The sequence below is a fragment of the Actinomyces sp. genome (assembly GCF_030524025.1).
Taxonomy (GTDB): Bacteria; Actinomycetota; Actinomycetes; order Actinomycetales; family Actinomycetaceae; genus Actinomyces.
Genome location: NZ_JAUNHI010000007.1, coordinates 40,859 through 57,681 on the forward strand (window position 1 = coordinate 40,859; position 16,823 = coordinate 57,681).

General features: G+C 72.8%; 12 protein-coding genes. All 12 read left to right on the top strand.

Going from position 1 to position 16,823, the window contains the following annotated elements; all coding sequences use genetic code 11:
- Positions 1–84 precede the first annotated feature (84 nt).
- The 12 genes from Q4C85_RS04555 to Q4C85_RS04610 all read left to right on the top strand — a co-directional run bounded on the left by Q4C85_RS04555 (position 85) and on the right by Q4C85_RS04610 (position 16,198).
- A complete protein-coding gene (locus tag Q4C85_RS04555; RefSeq protein ID WP_303140062.1) occupies positions 85–807 on the top strand; it encodes an ABC transporter ATP-binding protein in 723 nt (240 codons plus the stop codon).
- Entirely contained in the window at positions 804–1,550 is a 747-nt protein-coding gene (locus tag Q4C85_RS04560; protein WP_303140063.1) for an ABC transporter permease, read from the top strand. The genes Q4C85_RS04555 and Q4C85_RS04560 overlap by 4 nt, the downstream gene beginning before the upstream one ends.
- Positions 1,551–1,752: 202 nt before the next feature.
- Positions 1,753–2,367 carry a DNA-3-methyladenine glycosylase I gene (locus tag Q4C85_RS04565; RefSeq protein WP_303140154.1) on the top strand — a complete coding sequence of 205 codons (615 nt, stop codon included), beginning with the start codon at positions 1,753–1,755 and terminating at the stop codon, positions 2,365–2,367.
- A 196-nt stretch (positions 2,368–2,563) separates the two neighbouring features.
- Complete coding sequence (locus Q4C85_RS04570) at positions 2,564–3,058, top strand: MarR family winged helix-turn-helix transcriptional regulator (protein ID WP_303140064.1); 495 nt, start codon at positions 2,564–2,566, stop codon at positions 3,056–3,058.
- A 130-nt stretch (positions 3,059–3,188) separates the two neighbouring features.
- Positions 3,189–4,952 carry an ABC transporter ATP-binding protein gene (locus tag Q4C85_RS04575; RefSeq protein WP_303140066.1) on the top strand — a complete coding sequence of 588 codons (1,764 nt, stop codon included), beginning with the start codon at positions 3,189–3,191 and terminating at the stop codon, positions 4,950–4,952.
- Positions 4,945–6,753 (top strand): ABC transporter ATP-binding protein, encoded by a 1,809-nt coding sequence (locus Q4C85_RS04580; RefSeq protein ID WP_303140068.1) that lies wholly within the window; start codon positions 4,945–4,947, stop codon positions 6,751–6,753. Before Q4C85_RS04575 ends, Q4C85_RS04580 begins: the two co-directional genes overlap by 8 nt.
- A 68-nt stretch (positions 6,754–6,821) precedes the next feature.
- A complete protein-coding gene (locus Q4C85_RS04585; RefSeq protein ID WP_303140070.1) occupies positions 6,822–7,904 on the top strand; it encodes a PhoH family protein in 1,083 nt (360 codons plus the stop codon).
- Positions 7,901–8,359, top strand: coding sequence for an rRNA maturation RNase YbeY (gene ybeY, locus Q4C85_RS04590; RefSeq protein ID WP_303140072.1), 459 nt, complete (start codon positions 7,901–7,903; stop codon positions 8,357–8,359). Before Q4C85_RS04585 ends, ybeY begins: the two co-directional genes overlap by 4 nt.
- Positions 8,356–9,654: a hemolysin family protein gene (locus tag Q4C85_RS04595; RefSeq protein ID WP_303140074.1), complete on the top strand. Its 1,299-nt coding sequence runs from the start codon at positions 8,356–8,358 to the stop codon at positions 9,652–9,654. The genes ybeY and Q4C85_RS04595 overlap by 4 nt, the downstream gene beginning before the upstream one ends.
- Positions 9,651–10,730, top strand: a complete 1,080-nt coding sequence (gene era / locus Q4C85_RS04600; protein ID WP_303140076.1) for a GTPase Era — start codon at positions 9,651–9,653, stop codon at positions 10,728–10,730. Before Q4C85_RS04595 ends, era begins: the two co-directional genes overlap by 4 nt.
- 18 nt (positions 10,731–10,748) lie before the next feature.
- Positions 10,749–12,536 (top strand): prolyl oligopeptidase family serine peptidase, encoded by a 1,788-nt coding sequence (locus tag Q4C85_RS04605; RefSeq protein ID WP_303140078.1) that lies wholly within the window; start codon positions 10,749–10,751, stop codon positions 12,534–12,536.
- 98 nt (positions 12,537–12,634) lie between these two features.
- Complete coding sequence (locus Q4C85_RS04610; protein ID WP_303140080.1) at positions 12,635–16,198, top strand: proline dehydrogenase family protein; 3,564 nt, start codon at positions 12,635–12,637, stop codon at positions 16,196–16,198.
- The last annotated feature ends 625 nt before the right edge of the window (positions 16,199–16,823 follow it).

Below are 16,823 nucleotides of genomic sequence, written 5' to 3' on the forward strand. Positions count from 1 at the left end.
GCTCGACAGGTGCCGAGGGCTCGGCGGCAGCGGCCGCGTCCGGGGCACCTTGCGACCGAACGCAGCCGTCACTATATTCATCGCATGATGAAATACGATCGGGCGGCCGTCTCTGCCCAGCGCCTGCGGGTGGTGCAAGGCGGCAAGACGATCCTGCACGGCATCGACCTCGAGCTGGCCCCCGGCACGGTCACCGGGCTGCTCGGGCCCTCGGGCTGTGGCAAGACCACCCTCATGCGGGTGCTGGTCGGGGTTCAGCGCTATGAGGGCGATGTCCTCGTCCTCGGCACTGCCCCCGGCGCCCGGGCGGTGCGCGGACGCGTCGGCTACGTGGCCCAGTCCAGCGCGGTCTACCGCGACCTGACGGCCCGGCAGAACCTGCGCTACTTCAGCCGCCTGGCCGGACGGCGGTCCCTCGACGTCGAGGAGGTCCTCGAGCTGGTGGGCCTGGCCGCCATCGCCGACCGCCGGGTCGAGACCTACTCCGGTGGGGAGGCGGGCCGCGTCTCGCTGGGCTGCGCACTTGTCGCGGGACCCGAGGTCCTCGTCCTCGACGAGCCGACCGTCGGGCTGGACCCCGTCACCCGTGAGGAGCTGTGGGAAGCCTTCCGAGGGCTGGCGGCCGGAGGCACCACCCTGCTCGTGTCCAGCCACGTCATGGACGAGGCCTTCCGCTGCGACCAGGTGCTGCTCATGCGCGCCGGCCGGGTCCTGGACGCCACGACCGCGCCGGCGCTCCTGGAGCGCACCGGCGCGAGAACCCTCGACGAGGCCTTCCTGGCCGTCGTCCGCAAGGAGCAGGAATGAACCCTCAGACCTACCTGCCCACCACCGGCCGGATCCTGGTCCAGCTGCGGGCCGACAGGCGCACCGTCGGGCTCATCATGGGCGTGCCCGCCGCCCTGCTCACCCTGCTCTACTTCGTCTACTCCGAGCAGCCCGGCGGCGAGGCGCTGTTCAACCGGGTGGCCATCTCCATGATGGCCATCCTGCCGATGCTCGTCATGTTCCTCGTCACGAGTGTGGCCATGCTGCGGGAGCGCTCCTCGGGCACCCTCGAGCGGCTGTGGACGACCCCGCTCCACCGCGCCGACCTGCTGCTGGGCTACGCCACCGCCTTCACCCTGACGGCGGTGGGACAGTCCCTCATCCTGTGCGCCGTCGCCGCCTGGGCCCTCGATGTCACCATCGCCTCGAGCTGGGGCTGGGTGGTGCTGACCGCCCTGCTCGACGCCTTCGTCGGCGTGGCCACCGGCCTGGTCACCTCCGCCTTCGCCCGCTCGGAGTTCCAGGCGGTCCAGTTCATGCCCGTGGTCATCAGCCCGCAGATCTTCCTGTGCGGCCTCCTGGTCCCCCGCGAGGAGCTGCCGCGGGGTCTGGAGCTGGTGGGCAACGTCCTGCCGATGACCTGGGCCAATGACGCCGTCGGCGAGCTGGCCTCCTCGGCCGACCTGTCGGGCGGCTTCTGGCGCAACCTGCTGTGGCTGACGATCTTGGGGATCGTCGTGCTCCTCCTGGCCTCACGGACCACGCCGCGCCGGTCCCGTTGAGTGCCGTCGGCTGACACGGTCCGGTGGGCACCGCCCAGGGGCGGAGGCGTGCGGCCTATCATGAGTTCGACGGACAGACCGCGCGGAGCACGACGCGCCCGAGGCGCGGGCCGACGCGCAGGAGAGGAGCATCCCGGTGACCGGAGCGGTGCCCTGCCGGCCGCGGCCCGTGGTCGAGGCCAGTGCGGCGCCCGGAGCGCCGGTGGGTCCGGGCGTCGGCGACGGCGTCGGCACCGTTGTCGGCGACGACGGGCTCGCCCGCCCCGCATGGGCCGCGGCCGACCCGCTGCTGCGCGAGTACTACGACACCGAGTGGGGCATGCCGGTGCGCGATGAGCGCGGCGTGTACGAGCGCATCAGCCTCGAGGCCTTCCAGGCCGGCCTGTCCTGGGCGACGATCCTGCGCAAGCGGCCCGCCTTCCGCGCCGCCTTCGATGACTTCGACCCTGATCGGGTCGCCCGCTACGGGCCGGCCGAGACCGACCGGCTCATGGCCGACGCCCGGATCGTGCGCAACCGGGCCAAGATCCGCGCCACCATCACCAATGCCCAGGCCACGATCCGCCTGCGCGACAGGGGCGGGCTGGCCGAGCTCGTCTGGTCCTTCCAGCCCTCCACCACGCCCATGCCGCGCACCCCCGCCGAGGTCCCCACCTCCTCGCCCGAGTCCCGGGCGCTGGCCAAGGCCCTGCGCACGGAGGGCTTCGTCTTCATCGGCCCCACGACGATGTACGCCCTCATGGAGGCAATCGGGATCGTCGACACCCACCTCATGGGCTCCCACCGCCGCGAGTCATCGGGCATCTGGCCCGCATGAGGCCGCCGACCCGACCACCGCGCAGCGGCCTCCGTCTCTCGAGCGCCCCCGGCCCGGAGGCAGTGGTCACAATTCCTTGCACTAGAAGACACTTCTAGGCAGACTTACTGTCTGCTCGGTACGGGGCCGCCAGCGCCACGGGCGCGGGCGGCGCGGGCAGCAGAAAGTAACAGGAGCGACGGGGGCAGGAGGAGCAGTGGGCCAGGCCGAGCACGACACCCGCCTGATGGGCGCCCACCGCGCCACCGAGCAGGCCGGCGAGCTGGCCGACGAGCTCCTCGAGCACATCTGCGGCATCCGCAGGCCCGCCGGCAGCGAGCTCCACGGCTCCTGGCAGGGAGAACGGGCGGTCCTCCACCACCTCGACCACACCGGCTCGAGCTCCTCACCGGGCGAGCTCGCCCAGGCCCTGCGCCTCAGCTCGGCGCGGATCGCCAACATACTCAAGACCCTCGAGCACAAGGGCCTCATCGAACGCCTCCACGACACCCGCGACCGGCGCCGCGTCCTGGTCCAGCTCACCGAGCACGGGGCGCAGACCGTCGCACGTCTCAAGCGCGAGGCCCTGACCGCCCTGGGTGGCCTCATCGAGGCCCTGGGCGAGCCCGACGGCGCCGAGCTGGTCCGCATCGTCGGACGCATCCGCAGCCTCATCGACGCAGGCGCCATCGCCCCGCCCCCGCCCGGCTAGGCGGGGCGCCTGCCCACCTCTGACGGCCGCCCCGACGGCCGGGCCATCGCACCCCCTGCGTCGTCGACCGGCCCCGCACCCGACCCACACCCGCAGCACGCGGCACCACGCACACAGGAAGGAGGACCGCATGATCTCAGCGCTGTCCTACCTCAGCCGCCGAGAGCGGGCCATGGTCGCCCTCGCCCTCCTGTTCATCGTCATCCAGGTCTGGCTCGACCTGCGCCTGCCCGACTACATGTCGGCGATCACGACGCTCGTCCAGACCGAGGGCTCACAGATGAGCGAGATCCTCCGGCAAGGAGGCTGGATGCTCGCCTGCGCCCTGGGGTCGGTGGCCGCCAGCGTCATCGTGGGCTACCTCGCCGCGCACGTGGCCGCGGGCCTGGCCCGTACCCTGCGCACCGCTGTGTTCGAGCACTCCCTGGCCTTCTCCACCGCGGAGGTCTCCCGCTTCACCGCCGCCAGCCTCATCAACCGGGCCACCAACGACATCACCCAGATCCAGAACGTCGTCGCCCAGGGCCTGCAGGCCATCGTCAAGGCCCCGATCCTGGCGACGTGGGCCGTGGTCAAGGTGGCGGGCAAGAGCTGGCAGTGGTCGGCCGCCACCGCCGTGGCGGTGCTTGTCCTGTGCATGATGCTCGGTGTCATCATCACCGTCGCCGTGCCCCGCTTCCGGCGGATCCAGGGCCTGACCGACGTGCTCAACCGCGTCACGCGCGAGCACCTGACCGGCATCCGCGTCGTGCGGGCCTACAACGCCGAGGCCTACCAGGAGGCGGCCTTCGCCCGGGCCAACGACGAGATCACGGGCACCAACCTGACCGCCCACCGCGTCTTGGCCGTCATGAGCCCGGGGATGAGCCTGATCAACGCCGGCCTGGCCCTGGCGGTCTACACCATCGGAGCCCACCTCATCAACGACGCGGCCCGGCCCGCGCGCCTGGGCCTGTTCGCCGACATGGTCGTCTTCTCCAACTACGCCATGCAGGTCATCATGGCCTTCATGCTCCTGACCATGGTCTTCATCCTGCTGCCCCGCGCGCAGGTGGCGGCCACCCGCGTCCGCCAGGTCATCGACACCGTCCCGGCCGTCGTCGACGCCCCCTCGACCACCGCCTCCGCACAGCGCGGAGGCTCGATCGTCCTGGAGGACGTCTCCTTCCGCTACCCCGACGCCGCGGCCGACTGCCTGACCGGGGTGTCTCTGAGCGCCGCCCCCGGCGAGACGGTGGCGATCATCGGCGCCACCGGATCGGGCAAGACGAGCCTGGTCGACCTCGTGCCCCGCTTCCACGACGTGACCGCCGGACGCGTGCTCGTCGACGGCGTCGATGTGCGCGACTACCCGCTCGAGGAGCTGCGCTCGCGGATCGGGTACGTCCCCCAGCGCTCCTACCTTTTCTCCGGCACCATCGCCTCCAACATCGACTACCCCGGCCAGGGCGCCGACCCCGAGGCGCGGCAGCGGGTCGTGCGGGCCGTGGCCACTGCGCAGTCCACCGACTTCGTCACGGCCAAGGAGGGCGGCTACGACGCCGAGGTCACCCAGGGGGGCACGAACCTGTCGGGAGGCCAGCGCCAGCGCCTGTCGATCGCCCGGGCCCTGGCGGCCGAGCCCGAGATCCTCATCTTCGACGACTCCTTCTCGGCGCTGGACTACGCCACCGACCGCGCCCTGCGCCAGGCACTGGCGCAGCGATCGCCGCGCGCCACGACCCTCGTGGTCGCCCAGCGCATCGGCACGATCCGCCACGCCGACCGCATCGTCGTCCTGGAGGCGGGACGGGTCGTGGGACAGGGCACCCACGACGAGCTGCTCGCCACCTGCCCGACCTACCAGGAGATCGCCCGCTCCCAGCTGACCGAGGAGGAGCTGCGCCATGGCTGACCACAGCACCGAGGCCATCGACCTCGACCCCGTCCAGCCGCGCCGCTCGGCCCCCCGGCGGCCCATGGGCGTGCGCGCGGGCTTCACCCACTACCTGCGCCCCCACGCCCCGACCATCGGGGTCGCCACCGTCATGGCGGCCGGGGGAGCGGCCCTCAACCTCGTGGGCCCCTCGACGCTCGCCGACATCACTGACCTCGTCACCGAGGGGCTGGCGACCTCGATCGACCTGGAGGCGATCGGCTCCCTCGCGGCCCTGCTCGCCGCCCTCTACACGGCCGGCTTCCTGCTGTCCTTCGCCCAGGGCTACCTCATGGCCGGGGTCGTGCAGTCCTCGACCCGGGCCATGCGCAACGACATCGCGCGCAAGATCAACCGGCTCCCCCTGTCCTACCTCGACACCCGTTCCACCGGTGACGTCCTGTCGCGCGTGACCAACGACGTCGACACCGTCGCCCAGTCGATGAACCAGAGCCTGACCTCGCTTGTGTCCTCCCTGACCCTCCTGCTGGGCTCGGCGGCCATGATGCTGTGGACCAACTGGATCATGGGGCTGTCGGGCATCGTGACCGTCCTGGCCGGTGCGGCGGTCATGAGCGCGCTCATGCGGCGCTCCCAGCGCTACTACTCCGAGCAGCAGGTCCGCCTGGGCGCCCTCAACGGGCACATCGAGGAGACCTACGGCGGCTTCACCGTGGTCAAGGCCTTCGGGGGAGAGCGGCGCGCCGCCGACCTCCTGCGCGAGCACAACGAGGCCCTGTACTCGGTGGCCTGGAGGAGCCAGTTTCTCTCGGGGCTCATGATGCCGATCATGATCTTCATCGGGAACCTCGCCTATGTCGTCGTGTGCATCGTCGGCGCGGTCCTGGCGCTGCGGGGCACGATCAGCTTCGGGGTCATCGTGGCCTTCATGATCTACGTGCGCCTGTTCACCCAGCCGCTGCAGGCCCTGGCTCAGACGGCCGCCACCCTCCAGCCCATGATCGCCGGGGCGCGGCGCGTCTTCAGCCTCCTGAGCGAGCGCGAGATGGGTCCCGACGGCGAGCTCGTGCCCGACCCGGCACAGGCCTGCGGTGAGATCGTCGTCAGCCACCTGCGCTTCGGCTACAACCCCGAGCGCACGATCCTCACGGACTTCTCGGCGCGGGTCGCCCCCGGCCAGAAGGTCGCCATCGTCGGCCCGACCGGGGCGGGCAAGACCACGATCGTCAACCTCCTCATGCGCTTCTACGAGGCCGACCACGGCACGATCACCATCGACGGCACCTCGGTGCGCCGGATGAGCCGGGCCGGCCTGCGCGAGCTGTTCGCCATGGTGCTCCAGGACACCTGGACCTTCCAAGGCACCCTGCGCGACAACCTCGTCTACAACCGGCAGGGGGTCTCCCAGGAGCGTCTCGACGAGGTCTGCGCGGCCACCGGCCTGACCGACCTTGTGCGCAGGCTGCCCCAGGGCTACGACACGGTCCTGGACGAGGCCACCAGCCTGTCGGCCGGCCAGAAGCAGCTGATCACGATCGCCCGGGCGATGATCAAGGACGCGCCCCTGCTCATCCTCGACGAGGCGACCTCCTCGGTCGACACGCGCACCGAGGCGGTGGTCCAGGAGGCGATGGACCGACTCATGAGCGGACGGACCTCCTTCGTCATCGCCCACCGCCTGTCCACCATCAGGAACTCCGACCTCATCCTCGTGCTCGAGGGCGGCGACGTCGTGGAGTCCGGCACCCACGACGAGCTGATCGCCCTGGGGGGCGCCTACGCCGAGCTCTACAACAGCCAGTTCGAGCCCGCCGCGTGAGCGGCACCCACCGGGCGACCTGGGCCCGGCCTCAAGGCCGGGACGAGGTGCCGGTAGACTCCGAGGCGATGACGACCCCAGCAGCCGCCGCGGCGGCGATCACCTCCTCGACCACCTCCACCACGGTCACGCGCAGCCTCGTTCTCCCGGCGGACCTGGCCCCCGTGGCCCTCCTGGGCGTGCGCGACGAGGTCCTGCGCGCCGTGGAGCGCGGCTTCCCCGACGTCGACCTGTATGTGCGCGGCACGACCCTGACCGCCTCCGGGCCGCCCCAGCGCGTCGACACGGTCATCGTGCTGCTCTCCGAGCTCATCGACGTCGCCCGCGCCGGCACCCCCCTGACGGCCGACGCCGTCGAGCGCGCCATCGGCCTGCTCGACGGCCAGGTGCGCCCGGCCGAGGTCCTCGCCGACGACGTCCTGACCGCCCGCGGCCGGACCATCCGCACCAAGTCGCTGGGGCAGAAGGCCTACACCGACGCCATCGAGGAGTCGACGATCACCTTCGGCATCGGCCCGGCCGGCACCGGCAAGACCTACCTGGCCATGGCCAAGGCGGTCGACGCGCTGGCCCGACGCCGGGTCTCGCGCATCATCCTGACCCGCCCGGCGGTCGAGGCGGGGGAGAACCTGGGCTTCCTGCCCGGATCCCTGACCGACAAGATCGACCCCTACCTGCGCCCGCTGTACGACGCCCTCCACGACATGCTCGAGCCCGACGCCCTGCCCCGGCTCATGGCGGCCGGCACCATCGAGGTCGCGCCCCTGGCCTACATGCGCGGGCGCACCCTCAACGACGCCTTCGTCATCCTGGACGAGGCGCAGAACACGACCCCCGAGCAGATGAAGATGTTCCTCACCCGCCTGGGCTTCGGCTCGACGATGGTCGTCACCGGTGACATCTCACAGATCGACCTGCCGGGGTCGCGCACCTCGGGCCTGCTCGTCGTGCGCAGCGTCCTTCAGGGGGTCGACGGGGTCACCTTCTGCGAGCTCGGCGCCGCCGACGTCGTGCGCCACCGGATCGTGGGCAGGATCATCGAGGCCTACGCCCACTACGAGGCCGAGCGGGCGGCGGAGTCGGCCGTCGAGCGCCCCCCGCGCGCCCGGCGCCGCCCACCGTCCGACCACTGGGACAGGAGCCGCCCATGACCACCGAGGTGCTCAACGAGACCGAGACCCCCATCGACGGGGCCGAGTTCGCCGCACTGGCCGACCACGTCCTGCGCGCGCTGCACGTCAACCCCCTGGCCGAGCTCAACATCCTGTTCATCGACCCCGAGCCGATGGCCGAGCTCCACCTGCGCTGGCTCGACCTGCCCGGCCCCACCGACGTGATGAGCTTCCCCATGGACGAGTTGCGCCCGGGCAGCGCCGAGGAGGAGACCCCGGCCGGGATGCTGGGCGACGTCGTCCTGTGCCCGCAGGTGGCCGCGACCCAGGCGCTCGAGGCGGGGCACTCGGCGGTCGAGGAGATGCTGCTGCTGACCGTCCACGGCATCCTCCATCTGCTCGGCTTCGACCACGCCGAGCCCGAGGAGAAGAAGGAGATGTTCGACCTCCAGCGCAAGCTCCTCCTCACCTTCCTGGCGGAGCGGGGCGCATGAGCGGCACGCCCGTCGTGCTGCTGGTCCTGGCCGCCGTCCTCGTCCTGGCCCTGGGCGCCGCCCTGTCGGCGGGGGAGGCCGCCCTGGTCCGCATGACGCGCGCCGCCGCCGAGGACCTCGTCGAGGACGGCCGCCGCGGAGCCGCTCGGGTGGCGGCCCTGGCCGACCGGCGCCCCCAGGTCCTGGCCGGCCTGGCCGCCGTGCGCGTGGCCATCGACATGCTCGGCGCCGTCCTGCTCACCCTGGCCCTGGCCGGCGTGCTCGACTCCTGGTGGCAGGTGCTGTGCGGCGCGGTCCTCCTCAACGCCGTGGTCCTGGGCGTCCTCGTGGGCCTGTCGCCGCGCTCGGCGGGCCGGCGCAACCCCGCGGGTGTCCTGCTCGTCCTGGCCCCGCTGCTCGAGCGGATCGACTCCCTGGGTACCCCCTGGCGGTGGCTGGAGACGCGCTACGGCCGCGCGGCGACCCTGACCGACGCCGAGGCCCGCGCCGAGGTCACCGAGGACCTGCGCGAGATGATCGACGAGATCGGTGACTCCGAGTCCATTGACCACGAGGACCGCGAGATGATGCGCTCGGTGGTCGAGCTCGGGCAGACCCTCGTGCGCGAGGTCATGGTGCCGCGCACCGACATGGTGACCATCGGCGCCCACAAGCCCGCCTCGGCGGCCATGCGCCTGTTCGTGCGTTCGGGCTACTCCCGGGTGCCCGTGGTGGGGGAGGACGCCGACGACGTGCGCGGCCTGGTCTACCTCAAGGACGTCCTGCGCCGTCTGTCCGAGCACCCCGAGCACGGGGAGCGTCCGGTGTCGTCCTTCGTGCGCGAGCCGGTCTACGTCCCGGAGACCAAGCCGGCCGACGACCTGCTGCGTGAGATGCAGACCGGGCACGTCCACATGGCCCTGGCCGTCGACGAGTACGGCGGCATCGCCGGCCTGGTCACCATGGAGGACCTCCTCGAGGAGGTCGTCGGCGAGCTGACCGACGAGCACGACCCCGCCGAGCCGGAGGTCGAGGACCTGGGCGAGGGCCGCTTCCGGGTGCCCGTGCGCCTGGGCCTGGACGAGCTCGGCGCCCTGTTCGACCTGGAGATCGACGACGACGACGTCGACACCGCCGGCGGGCTGCTGGCCAAGGCCATCGGGCGCGTCCCCCTGCCGGGCGCCGCCGGTCGGGCCCAGGGCGTCCAGCTCCTGGCCGAGGAGGCCGTGGGCCGGCGCCGTCAGGTGGCCACCCTCGTGGCCAGCCGTGCCGCTGCCGCCGACGGCCCCGATGACGGAGGAGACTCAAGTCCATGACGAACGACCCGACCGCGGCAGGGACCGCGGCCCCCGCCCCGCCCCGCTTCCTCAGCGACGAGGAGCTGATGAACGGGCCCAACGCCCTGGAGGACGAGGACCTCGACGCCGAGCCGGCTGCCTCGACCCGCGCCGAGATCATCGTGCCCCCGGTGCCCGAGGGCTTCCGCGCAGGCTTCGCCTGCCTCGTGGGGCGCCCGAATGCCGGCAAGTCCACCCTGACCAACGCCCTGGTCGGCACCAAGGTGGCCATCACCTCGGGGCGTCCCCAGACCACCCGCCACAATGTGCGCGGCGTCGTCCACCGCGAGCACGCCCAGCTCGTCCTGGTCGACACCCCCGGCCTGCACCGGCCCCGCACCCTGCTGGGCAAGCGTCTCAACAACCTCGTGCGCGAGACCCTCACCGATGTCGACGTCATCGCCCTGTGCATCCCGGCCGATGAGAAGGTCGGACCCGGGGACCGCTTCATCGCCCGGGACATCGCCGACCTGGGCACCCCGGTCGTGGCGGTGGTCACCAAGTCCGACACCGTGCCACGCGCCCGCCTGGCCGCACAGCTGCTGGCCGTCGACGAGCTGGGCGACTGGGCCGACATCGTCCCGGTCTCGGCGGTGGCCGGCGAGCAGGTCGACGTCCTGACCGAGGTTCTCATCTCCCACCTGCCGGCCTCCCCGCCGCTGTACCCCACCGGGGAGGTCACCGATGAGCCGCAGGCCGTCATGATCGCCGAGCTCGTGCGCGAGGCGGCTCTTGAGGGCGTGCGCGACGAGCTGCCGCACTCCCTGGCCGTCGTCGTCGACGAGATCGTCGACCCGCAGGCCGCCGACCACGACGGCTCCCAGGTCAAGGGAACCGGCCGCCGCCTGCAGGTGCGTGTCAGTCTCGTGGTCGAGCGCGACTCCCAGAAGGCGATCATCATCGGGCGCGGGGGAGCCCGCCTCAAAGACATCGGGGTCAGGGCCCGCCGGGGCATCGAGGAGCTCGTGGGCCGCAAGGTGTACCTCGACCTGCACGTGCGCACCGCCAAGGACTGGCAGTCCGACCCCAAGGCGCTGGCCCGGCTCGGGTTCTAGGACCGGTACAGGACAGGCGTGCGTCGTCGCCCCAGGCCCCGGGCCCAGCCCGCCCGCCTGAGCGCAGCCGAGCTGCGCTCGGGGTGGCGGTGGCTGCGTGCCTTCCCCCTGCGCTCCTGGCGGCTTCTGCGCACGATGTGGGTCAAGGACCCCCGGCACAGCCTGCTCGTCGTCCTGGCCCTGGCCGCGCTGGCCGGCGTCCTGGCGGTCCTGGGCGCCGGCGGCACGGAGATCAGCGAGATCCTGGCCACCGTCGTCCTGGGCGCCCTCGTCCTGGCCGTCTCCCGGGACCACCGCACCGTGGGCGCGGTCGTCGTCACCGTCCTGTCGCTCAGCCTCGTGGGGACTCTGGCCGGACCGCGCTGGACGCCCGAGCCACTGACCACCGACATGACGCCGGTGACCTCCGATACGCGAATCGGCGGGGACGTGCTGACCACCCCGGTGGGCGCCTACGAGATCGAGACCGTCACGGTCACGGTCACCCAGGCCGACGGGCGCACGGTGCCCGCCCTCCTGCGACGACCGGTGGGGGCGCGCACTCCCACCCCGGGGGTCGTCTTCCTCCACGGCGCGGGCACCCAGAGCATCGAGGGCTTCGCCGAGCAGGCATCCGCCCTGGCCTCGGCCGGGATCACCACGCTCGTGCCGACCAAGCCGATGGAGGACTACTCGACCACGGTCCGGGACTACCCGGCCATGGCCGAGGACTACCAGCGCTCGGTGGACTACCTGCGCTCCCTCGACGGCGTTGCCCCCGGGCGCGTGGGCCTGTACGCCGAGTCCGAGGGCGGCTACCCGGGGGTCGTCCTGGCCGCACGCGACCAGCGGACCGCCTTCCTCGTGCTGGCCTCGGCGCCGGTGGTCGAGCTGCGGCGTCAGGCGACCTTCGCCGCCGGCTCCTATCTCGAGCGCGTGGGGGTGCCCTCGCCCCTGCTCACCATCATCGCCCGGGTGCTGGGCAGCCAGGACATGCCGGGCGGCGGCTTCGACTACGCCGACTTCGACGCCCGTCCCTACGAGGAGCAGGTCAGCGCCCCGGTCCTCATGGTCTACGGCGCCGGCGACGACTCGATGCCCCTGGTCCAAGGGCCCCTGACAATCCGCCAGTCCCTGGCGGTCAACGGCAACACGGCGCTGACGGTGCGCTACTACGAGGGCGCCAACCACGGCCTCAAGCTGGGTGCGAGCACCGAGGGGGCCTTGGCGCCGGGCGTCGCCCGCGACCTGGCCCGCTGGGTCAACGGCCTGCCGATCACCGCCGAGGCCCTGCCCCACGTGGCCGGCGCGGCCCCCGTCCAGGAGTACTGGGCGCGGGCCCCCGGGCCCACCCGCTGGTACGCCTCAGGCGACCTCATGCTGGCGGCCCTGGCCCTGGGCCTGGGCCTCATGGTGCTGTCCACCGCCGTGTGGCTGGCGGGCCAGGGGCCGCGGCTGCGCGGCAGGCGGGGCCTGCACCTGCCCGACCCCCTGGGCCGGTGGACGGCCTCCCTGTGCCTGAGCGTCGTGGCCGCCTGGGTGCTCTACCTCGCCTACATCTGGGCGGTGGTCGCCCTGGCGATGAGCTACCGGACCAACCACTGGCTGTCCTACGGGGGATGGCTGCTGGCCCAGGCCACCGCGCTGGGCTCGGTCGTCCTCCTGGTCAAGCTCGTCCAACGGGCGCTGGCCATGCGCACCGGCCCGCCGGGCGCAACCGTGACGATCACCGCCCCGGGCCGGGTGGTCCTTGCCTCGGCGGTCACCGGCGCCGTCATTTTGCTCATCGCGCTGTCTTACTGGGGGCTGTTCCCCATGCTCGTGTGACCGGGCGCGCCACAGGGCCGGCCGCGATGCGGCATTGCGGGCCGGTGTGCGCGACACTGGTTGCCAACGCACCGGACCGATCAGCGAAGGACACCGCAATGACGACATCTGCCGCCACCGCCGCCGGCACCCGCCCCTGCCCCGAGGACCTGTGGGAGCTCGGCGCCCGTGCCGTGGAGCGCGCCCGCGCCTGGGCCGACGCCTCCGTGGACGAGCCGACCCCGCGCACGGCCAAGCTGTTGTCGACCATCCTGGCCGACCCCGCCGGCCTGGCCTTCACGACCCGTTTCGTCGACGACGTCATCCGTCCCACTGACCTCGACGTCGCCGCCCGGGCCCTGACGCGCCTGGCCGCGGGCCGCAAGGACTTCCTGCCCCCCGCCCTGGCCGCCGCCATGGGCCTGGGCGGGGCAGCCGGGCGCCTGGCCCCGCGCACCGTCGCCCTGGCCGCGCGACGCACCTTCCGCGAGATCGTCGGCGACCTGGTCGTCGACGCCACCGACCGCGGCCTGGGGCCCGCCCTGGCCCGGCTGCGCGCCGGCGGCAACCGGCTCAATGTCAACCTCCTGGGGGAGGCCGTCCTGGGAGAGACCGAGGCGGCGCGGCGCCTGGCCGAGGTCTCCCGGCTCGTGGCCCGCCCCGACGTCGACTACGTGTCGGTCAAGGTCTCGGCCGTCACCGGCCCGCACAACCCCTGGGGCTTCGAGGAGGTCGTCGCCCACGGCGTCGAGGCTCTCACGCCCCTGTACCTCCTGGCCCGCGACCACGGCACCTTCCTCAACCTCGACATGGAGGACTACAAGGACCTGGACCTGACCATCGCGGTGTTCACCGCGGTGCTGGACCAGCCCGAGCTGCGCGGTTACGAGGCCGGCATCGTCCTGCAGGCCTACCTGCCCGACTCCCTGGCGGCCATGGAGCGCCTCCAGCAGTGGGCGGCCGCCCGTGTCGAGGCGGGAGGCGCGCGCATCAAGGTGCGCGTGGTCAAGGGCGCCAACCTGTCGATGGAGACCGTCGACGCCGAGATCCACGGCTGGGAGCTGACCACCTGGCCCACCAAGCAGGACACCGACACCGCCTACAAGCGCATGCTCGCCTGGGCGATGACCCCCGAGCGCTCCCGCGCGGTCCGCCTGGGCGTGGCCGGCCAGAACCTCTTCGACATCGCCTTCGCCTACGAGCTGCGCGCCGCCCGCGGGCTGGCGGAGGGCGACGCCGTCGAGTTCGAGATGCTCTCGGGCATGGCCACCGAGCTCCAGGCGGTTGTGCGCCGCGACACCGGACACCTGCTCCTCTACGTCCCGGTGGTCGACCCCAAGGAGTTCGATGTCGCCATCGCCTACCTCGTGCGACGCCTCGAGGAGAACGCCGCCCCGGCCAATTTCATGTCCGGGGTCTTCGACATCGCCACCGACCCCGAGATCTTCGCCCGCGAGCGGGAACGCTTCCTGGCCTCCCTGGCCCAGGTCGACCCCGCCGCCGCGGTCCCCGGCCCCCGTCGTGTCCAGGACCGCCTGGCCGAGGAGGAGGCCGGCCCCGGCCAGGTCGAGGGCGCGGTGGCCGAGCAGGCGCGACGCCCCTTCGTCTCGACGCCCGACTCCGACCCGGCGCTGGCGGCCAACCGGCAGTGGGCGGCGCGGATCGCCCGGGCCGTGCCCGACTCGCGGCGCGGGGTGGCCGAGGTCGAGGCCTCCGCCCAGCGCCTGGCGCAGACCTCCGACGTCGACCTGCTCGTGGCCGACCTGAGCCGCGCGGCCGCCTCCTGGCATGAGCTGGGAGCCGAGGGCCGTGCCGCCATCCTCCACCGCGCCGGTGACATCCTGGCCGCCCGCCGCGGCCAGCTCATCGAGGTGGCCGCCTCCGAGGCCGGCAAGACGATCGACCAGTCCGACCCTGAGGTCTCCGAGGCCATCGACTTCTGCCACCACTACGCCGCCCAGAGCCTGCTGCTTGAGGACCCCGACTACATGCGCGGCTCGGTCCTGCGCCCCGTGGAGGTCACGGTCGTGGCCTCGCCGTGGAACTTCCCCGTCGCGATCCCGGTGGGCGGTGTGGCCGCGGCCCTGGCCACCGGCAGCACGGTCGTGCTCAAGCCCGCCCCGCCCGCACGGCGCTGCGGGGCCGAGATCGTGCGCGCCTTCCACGACGCGGGCGTGCCCGGCGACGTGCTGGCCCTGGCGGCCCTCGAGGACGGGCAGGTCTCCCAGCACCTGGTCACCCACCCGGGGGTCGGCAGGGTCATCCTGACCGGCTCCTACGACACCGCCCGGCTGTTCCGCTCCTGGCGCCCCGAGATGCACCTGCTGGGGGAGACCAGCGGGAAGAACGCCATCATCGTGACCCCCTCGGCTGACCCGGACCTGGCGGTGCGCGACACGGTGTCCTCCGCCTTCGCCCACGCCGGCCAGAAGTGCTCGGCCAGCTCCCTGCTCATCCTCGTGGGATCGGCGGGACGCTCGGCACGGATCGCCCGCCAGCTCGTCGACGCCACCGCCTCCCTGCGCGTGCGCGGCCCCGAGCACCTGGACTCCCAGGTCGGCCCCGTCGTCCAGCCCGACGACCCCAAGGCGCGCCGTGGCCTGACCCAGCTGGGTGTAGGCGAGCACTGGGTGCTGCGGCCCGAGCACCTCGGCGGCGGGCTGTGGAGGCCCGGGATCCGCGCCGGGGTGGTGCCCGGCAGCGAGTTCCACTACACCGAGTACTTCGCACCCGTGCTGGGGGTCATGCGGGTCGAGACCCTGGCCGAGGCCATCGAGGCCGTCAACGCGGTCGACTACGGGCTGACCTCGGGGCTCCAAACCCTCGACTCCTCCGAGCTCGAGCAGTGGCTGGAGTCGGTGCAGGCCGGCAACCTCTACGTCAACCGCGGCATCACCGGCGCCATCGTGCGCCGTCAGCCCTTCGGAGGGTGGAAGCGCTCGGCGATCGGCTCGACGACGAAGGCCGGCGGGCCGAGCTACCTCCTGGGCCTGGGCGACATCCTCGCCCAGCCGGACAGCCAGGCCGAGGACCCCGAGACGCACCTCGACCTGGCCGCCGCCCTCGACCCGCGGGTGGCTGCCATCTACGACGCCGTGCGCACCGACCTGGACCGCCACGATGTGGCGGGCCTGCGCCGCGCGCTGGAGGCCGACGCCGAGGCCTGGCAGTCCGCCTACGGGCAAGCCGTCGATGTCACCGGCCTGACCTGTGAGCGCAACATCCTGCGTTACAAGCCCACCGGGGTGATCGTGCGCGCCGCCGGCGGCACGGCCGTGGCCGACCTCGCCCGGGTCCTGGCCGCGGGCGTGCTCGCCGTTGGGCCCCTGCGGCTGTCGGTTGAGAGCGAGCCCGCTCCCGCTTTGCGTACCGCCCTGGAGGACGCCGGGGTGGAGGTGCGCGTCGACGCGCCGGCGGTGTGGGAGGCGCGCCTGACCGACCTGGCCGGCTCGGGCGCCCTGGGCGTGCGTGTGCGCGTGCTCGGCCCCAGGGACCAGGACCCGCAGGAGCGGTGGGACCAGGCGTGCCAGGCCACGGGAGGAAGCCCCGACGTCGCCCTCTACACCGGCGCGGTGACCGCCAACCCCCACAGCGAGCTGTTGCCCTTCGTGCGGGAGCAGTCGGTGAGCATCACCGCCCACCGCTTCGGCACGCCCCTGGACCTGGCCGCAGACATCCTGTAGCCCCTGTGGCCCCTGTGGTACTGAGCGGATCGGGGCCGTGGGGGGGCCGCCCCCACCGCGCGGGCGCCCCCCGCCCCCGGCCGCGCCCCCCCCCGGCGGGCCCGGGCCCGCACACCTCGTGTCCCCCGGGGGCCCCGTGTGTCAGTGGGGGGCGGGGGGCGGTGGCCCCCCCGCGTCCCCGGCGGGGCGCCCCACGGCCGCAGGCGGATCCCGCGCGAGGCGGGTGGCGCCCGGCCGGTCCGCGAGACCGGGGCCCGAGCGTGCCGGTGGTCGCTCCGTCGCCGAGATCGGGACATATGACACCCCGAGATCGGTAGATATGACACCGTGAGATCGGGACACATGGCACGGCGAGGCGCGGAGTGTCCTGGGGCGGGCGCTGCGTCACGGATCGGGCCGGGGCTCAGAACAGCGCGGGCACCCGCGGGCACGTCATGACCGTGAGGTCGTCATCAAGCCCAGGAGTCTTCTGGCGACCTCACGGCCCTGGCGGCGCGATCGGATGACAGCGTGGCGCGCAGCGGCCCCGGGTGACACCGGGGCCGATGTGAGGTAGGTTCGCCTCGTGCGCGCAACAGTGAGCCTGCTGCTTAGTCGCCGCGGCGGGGCCTGACAAGGCCGGCAC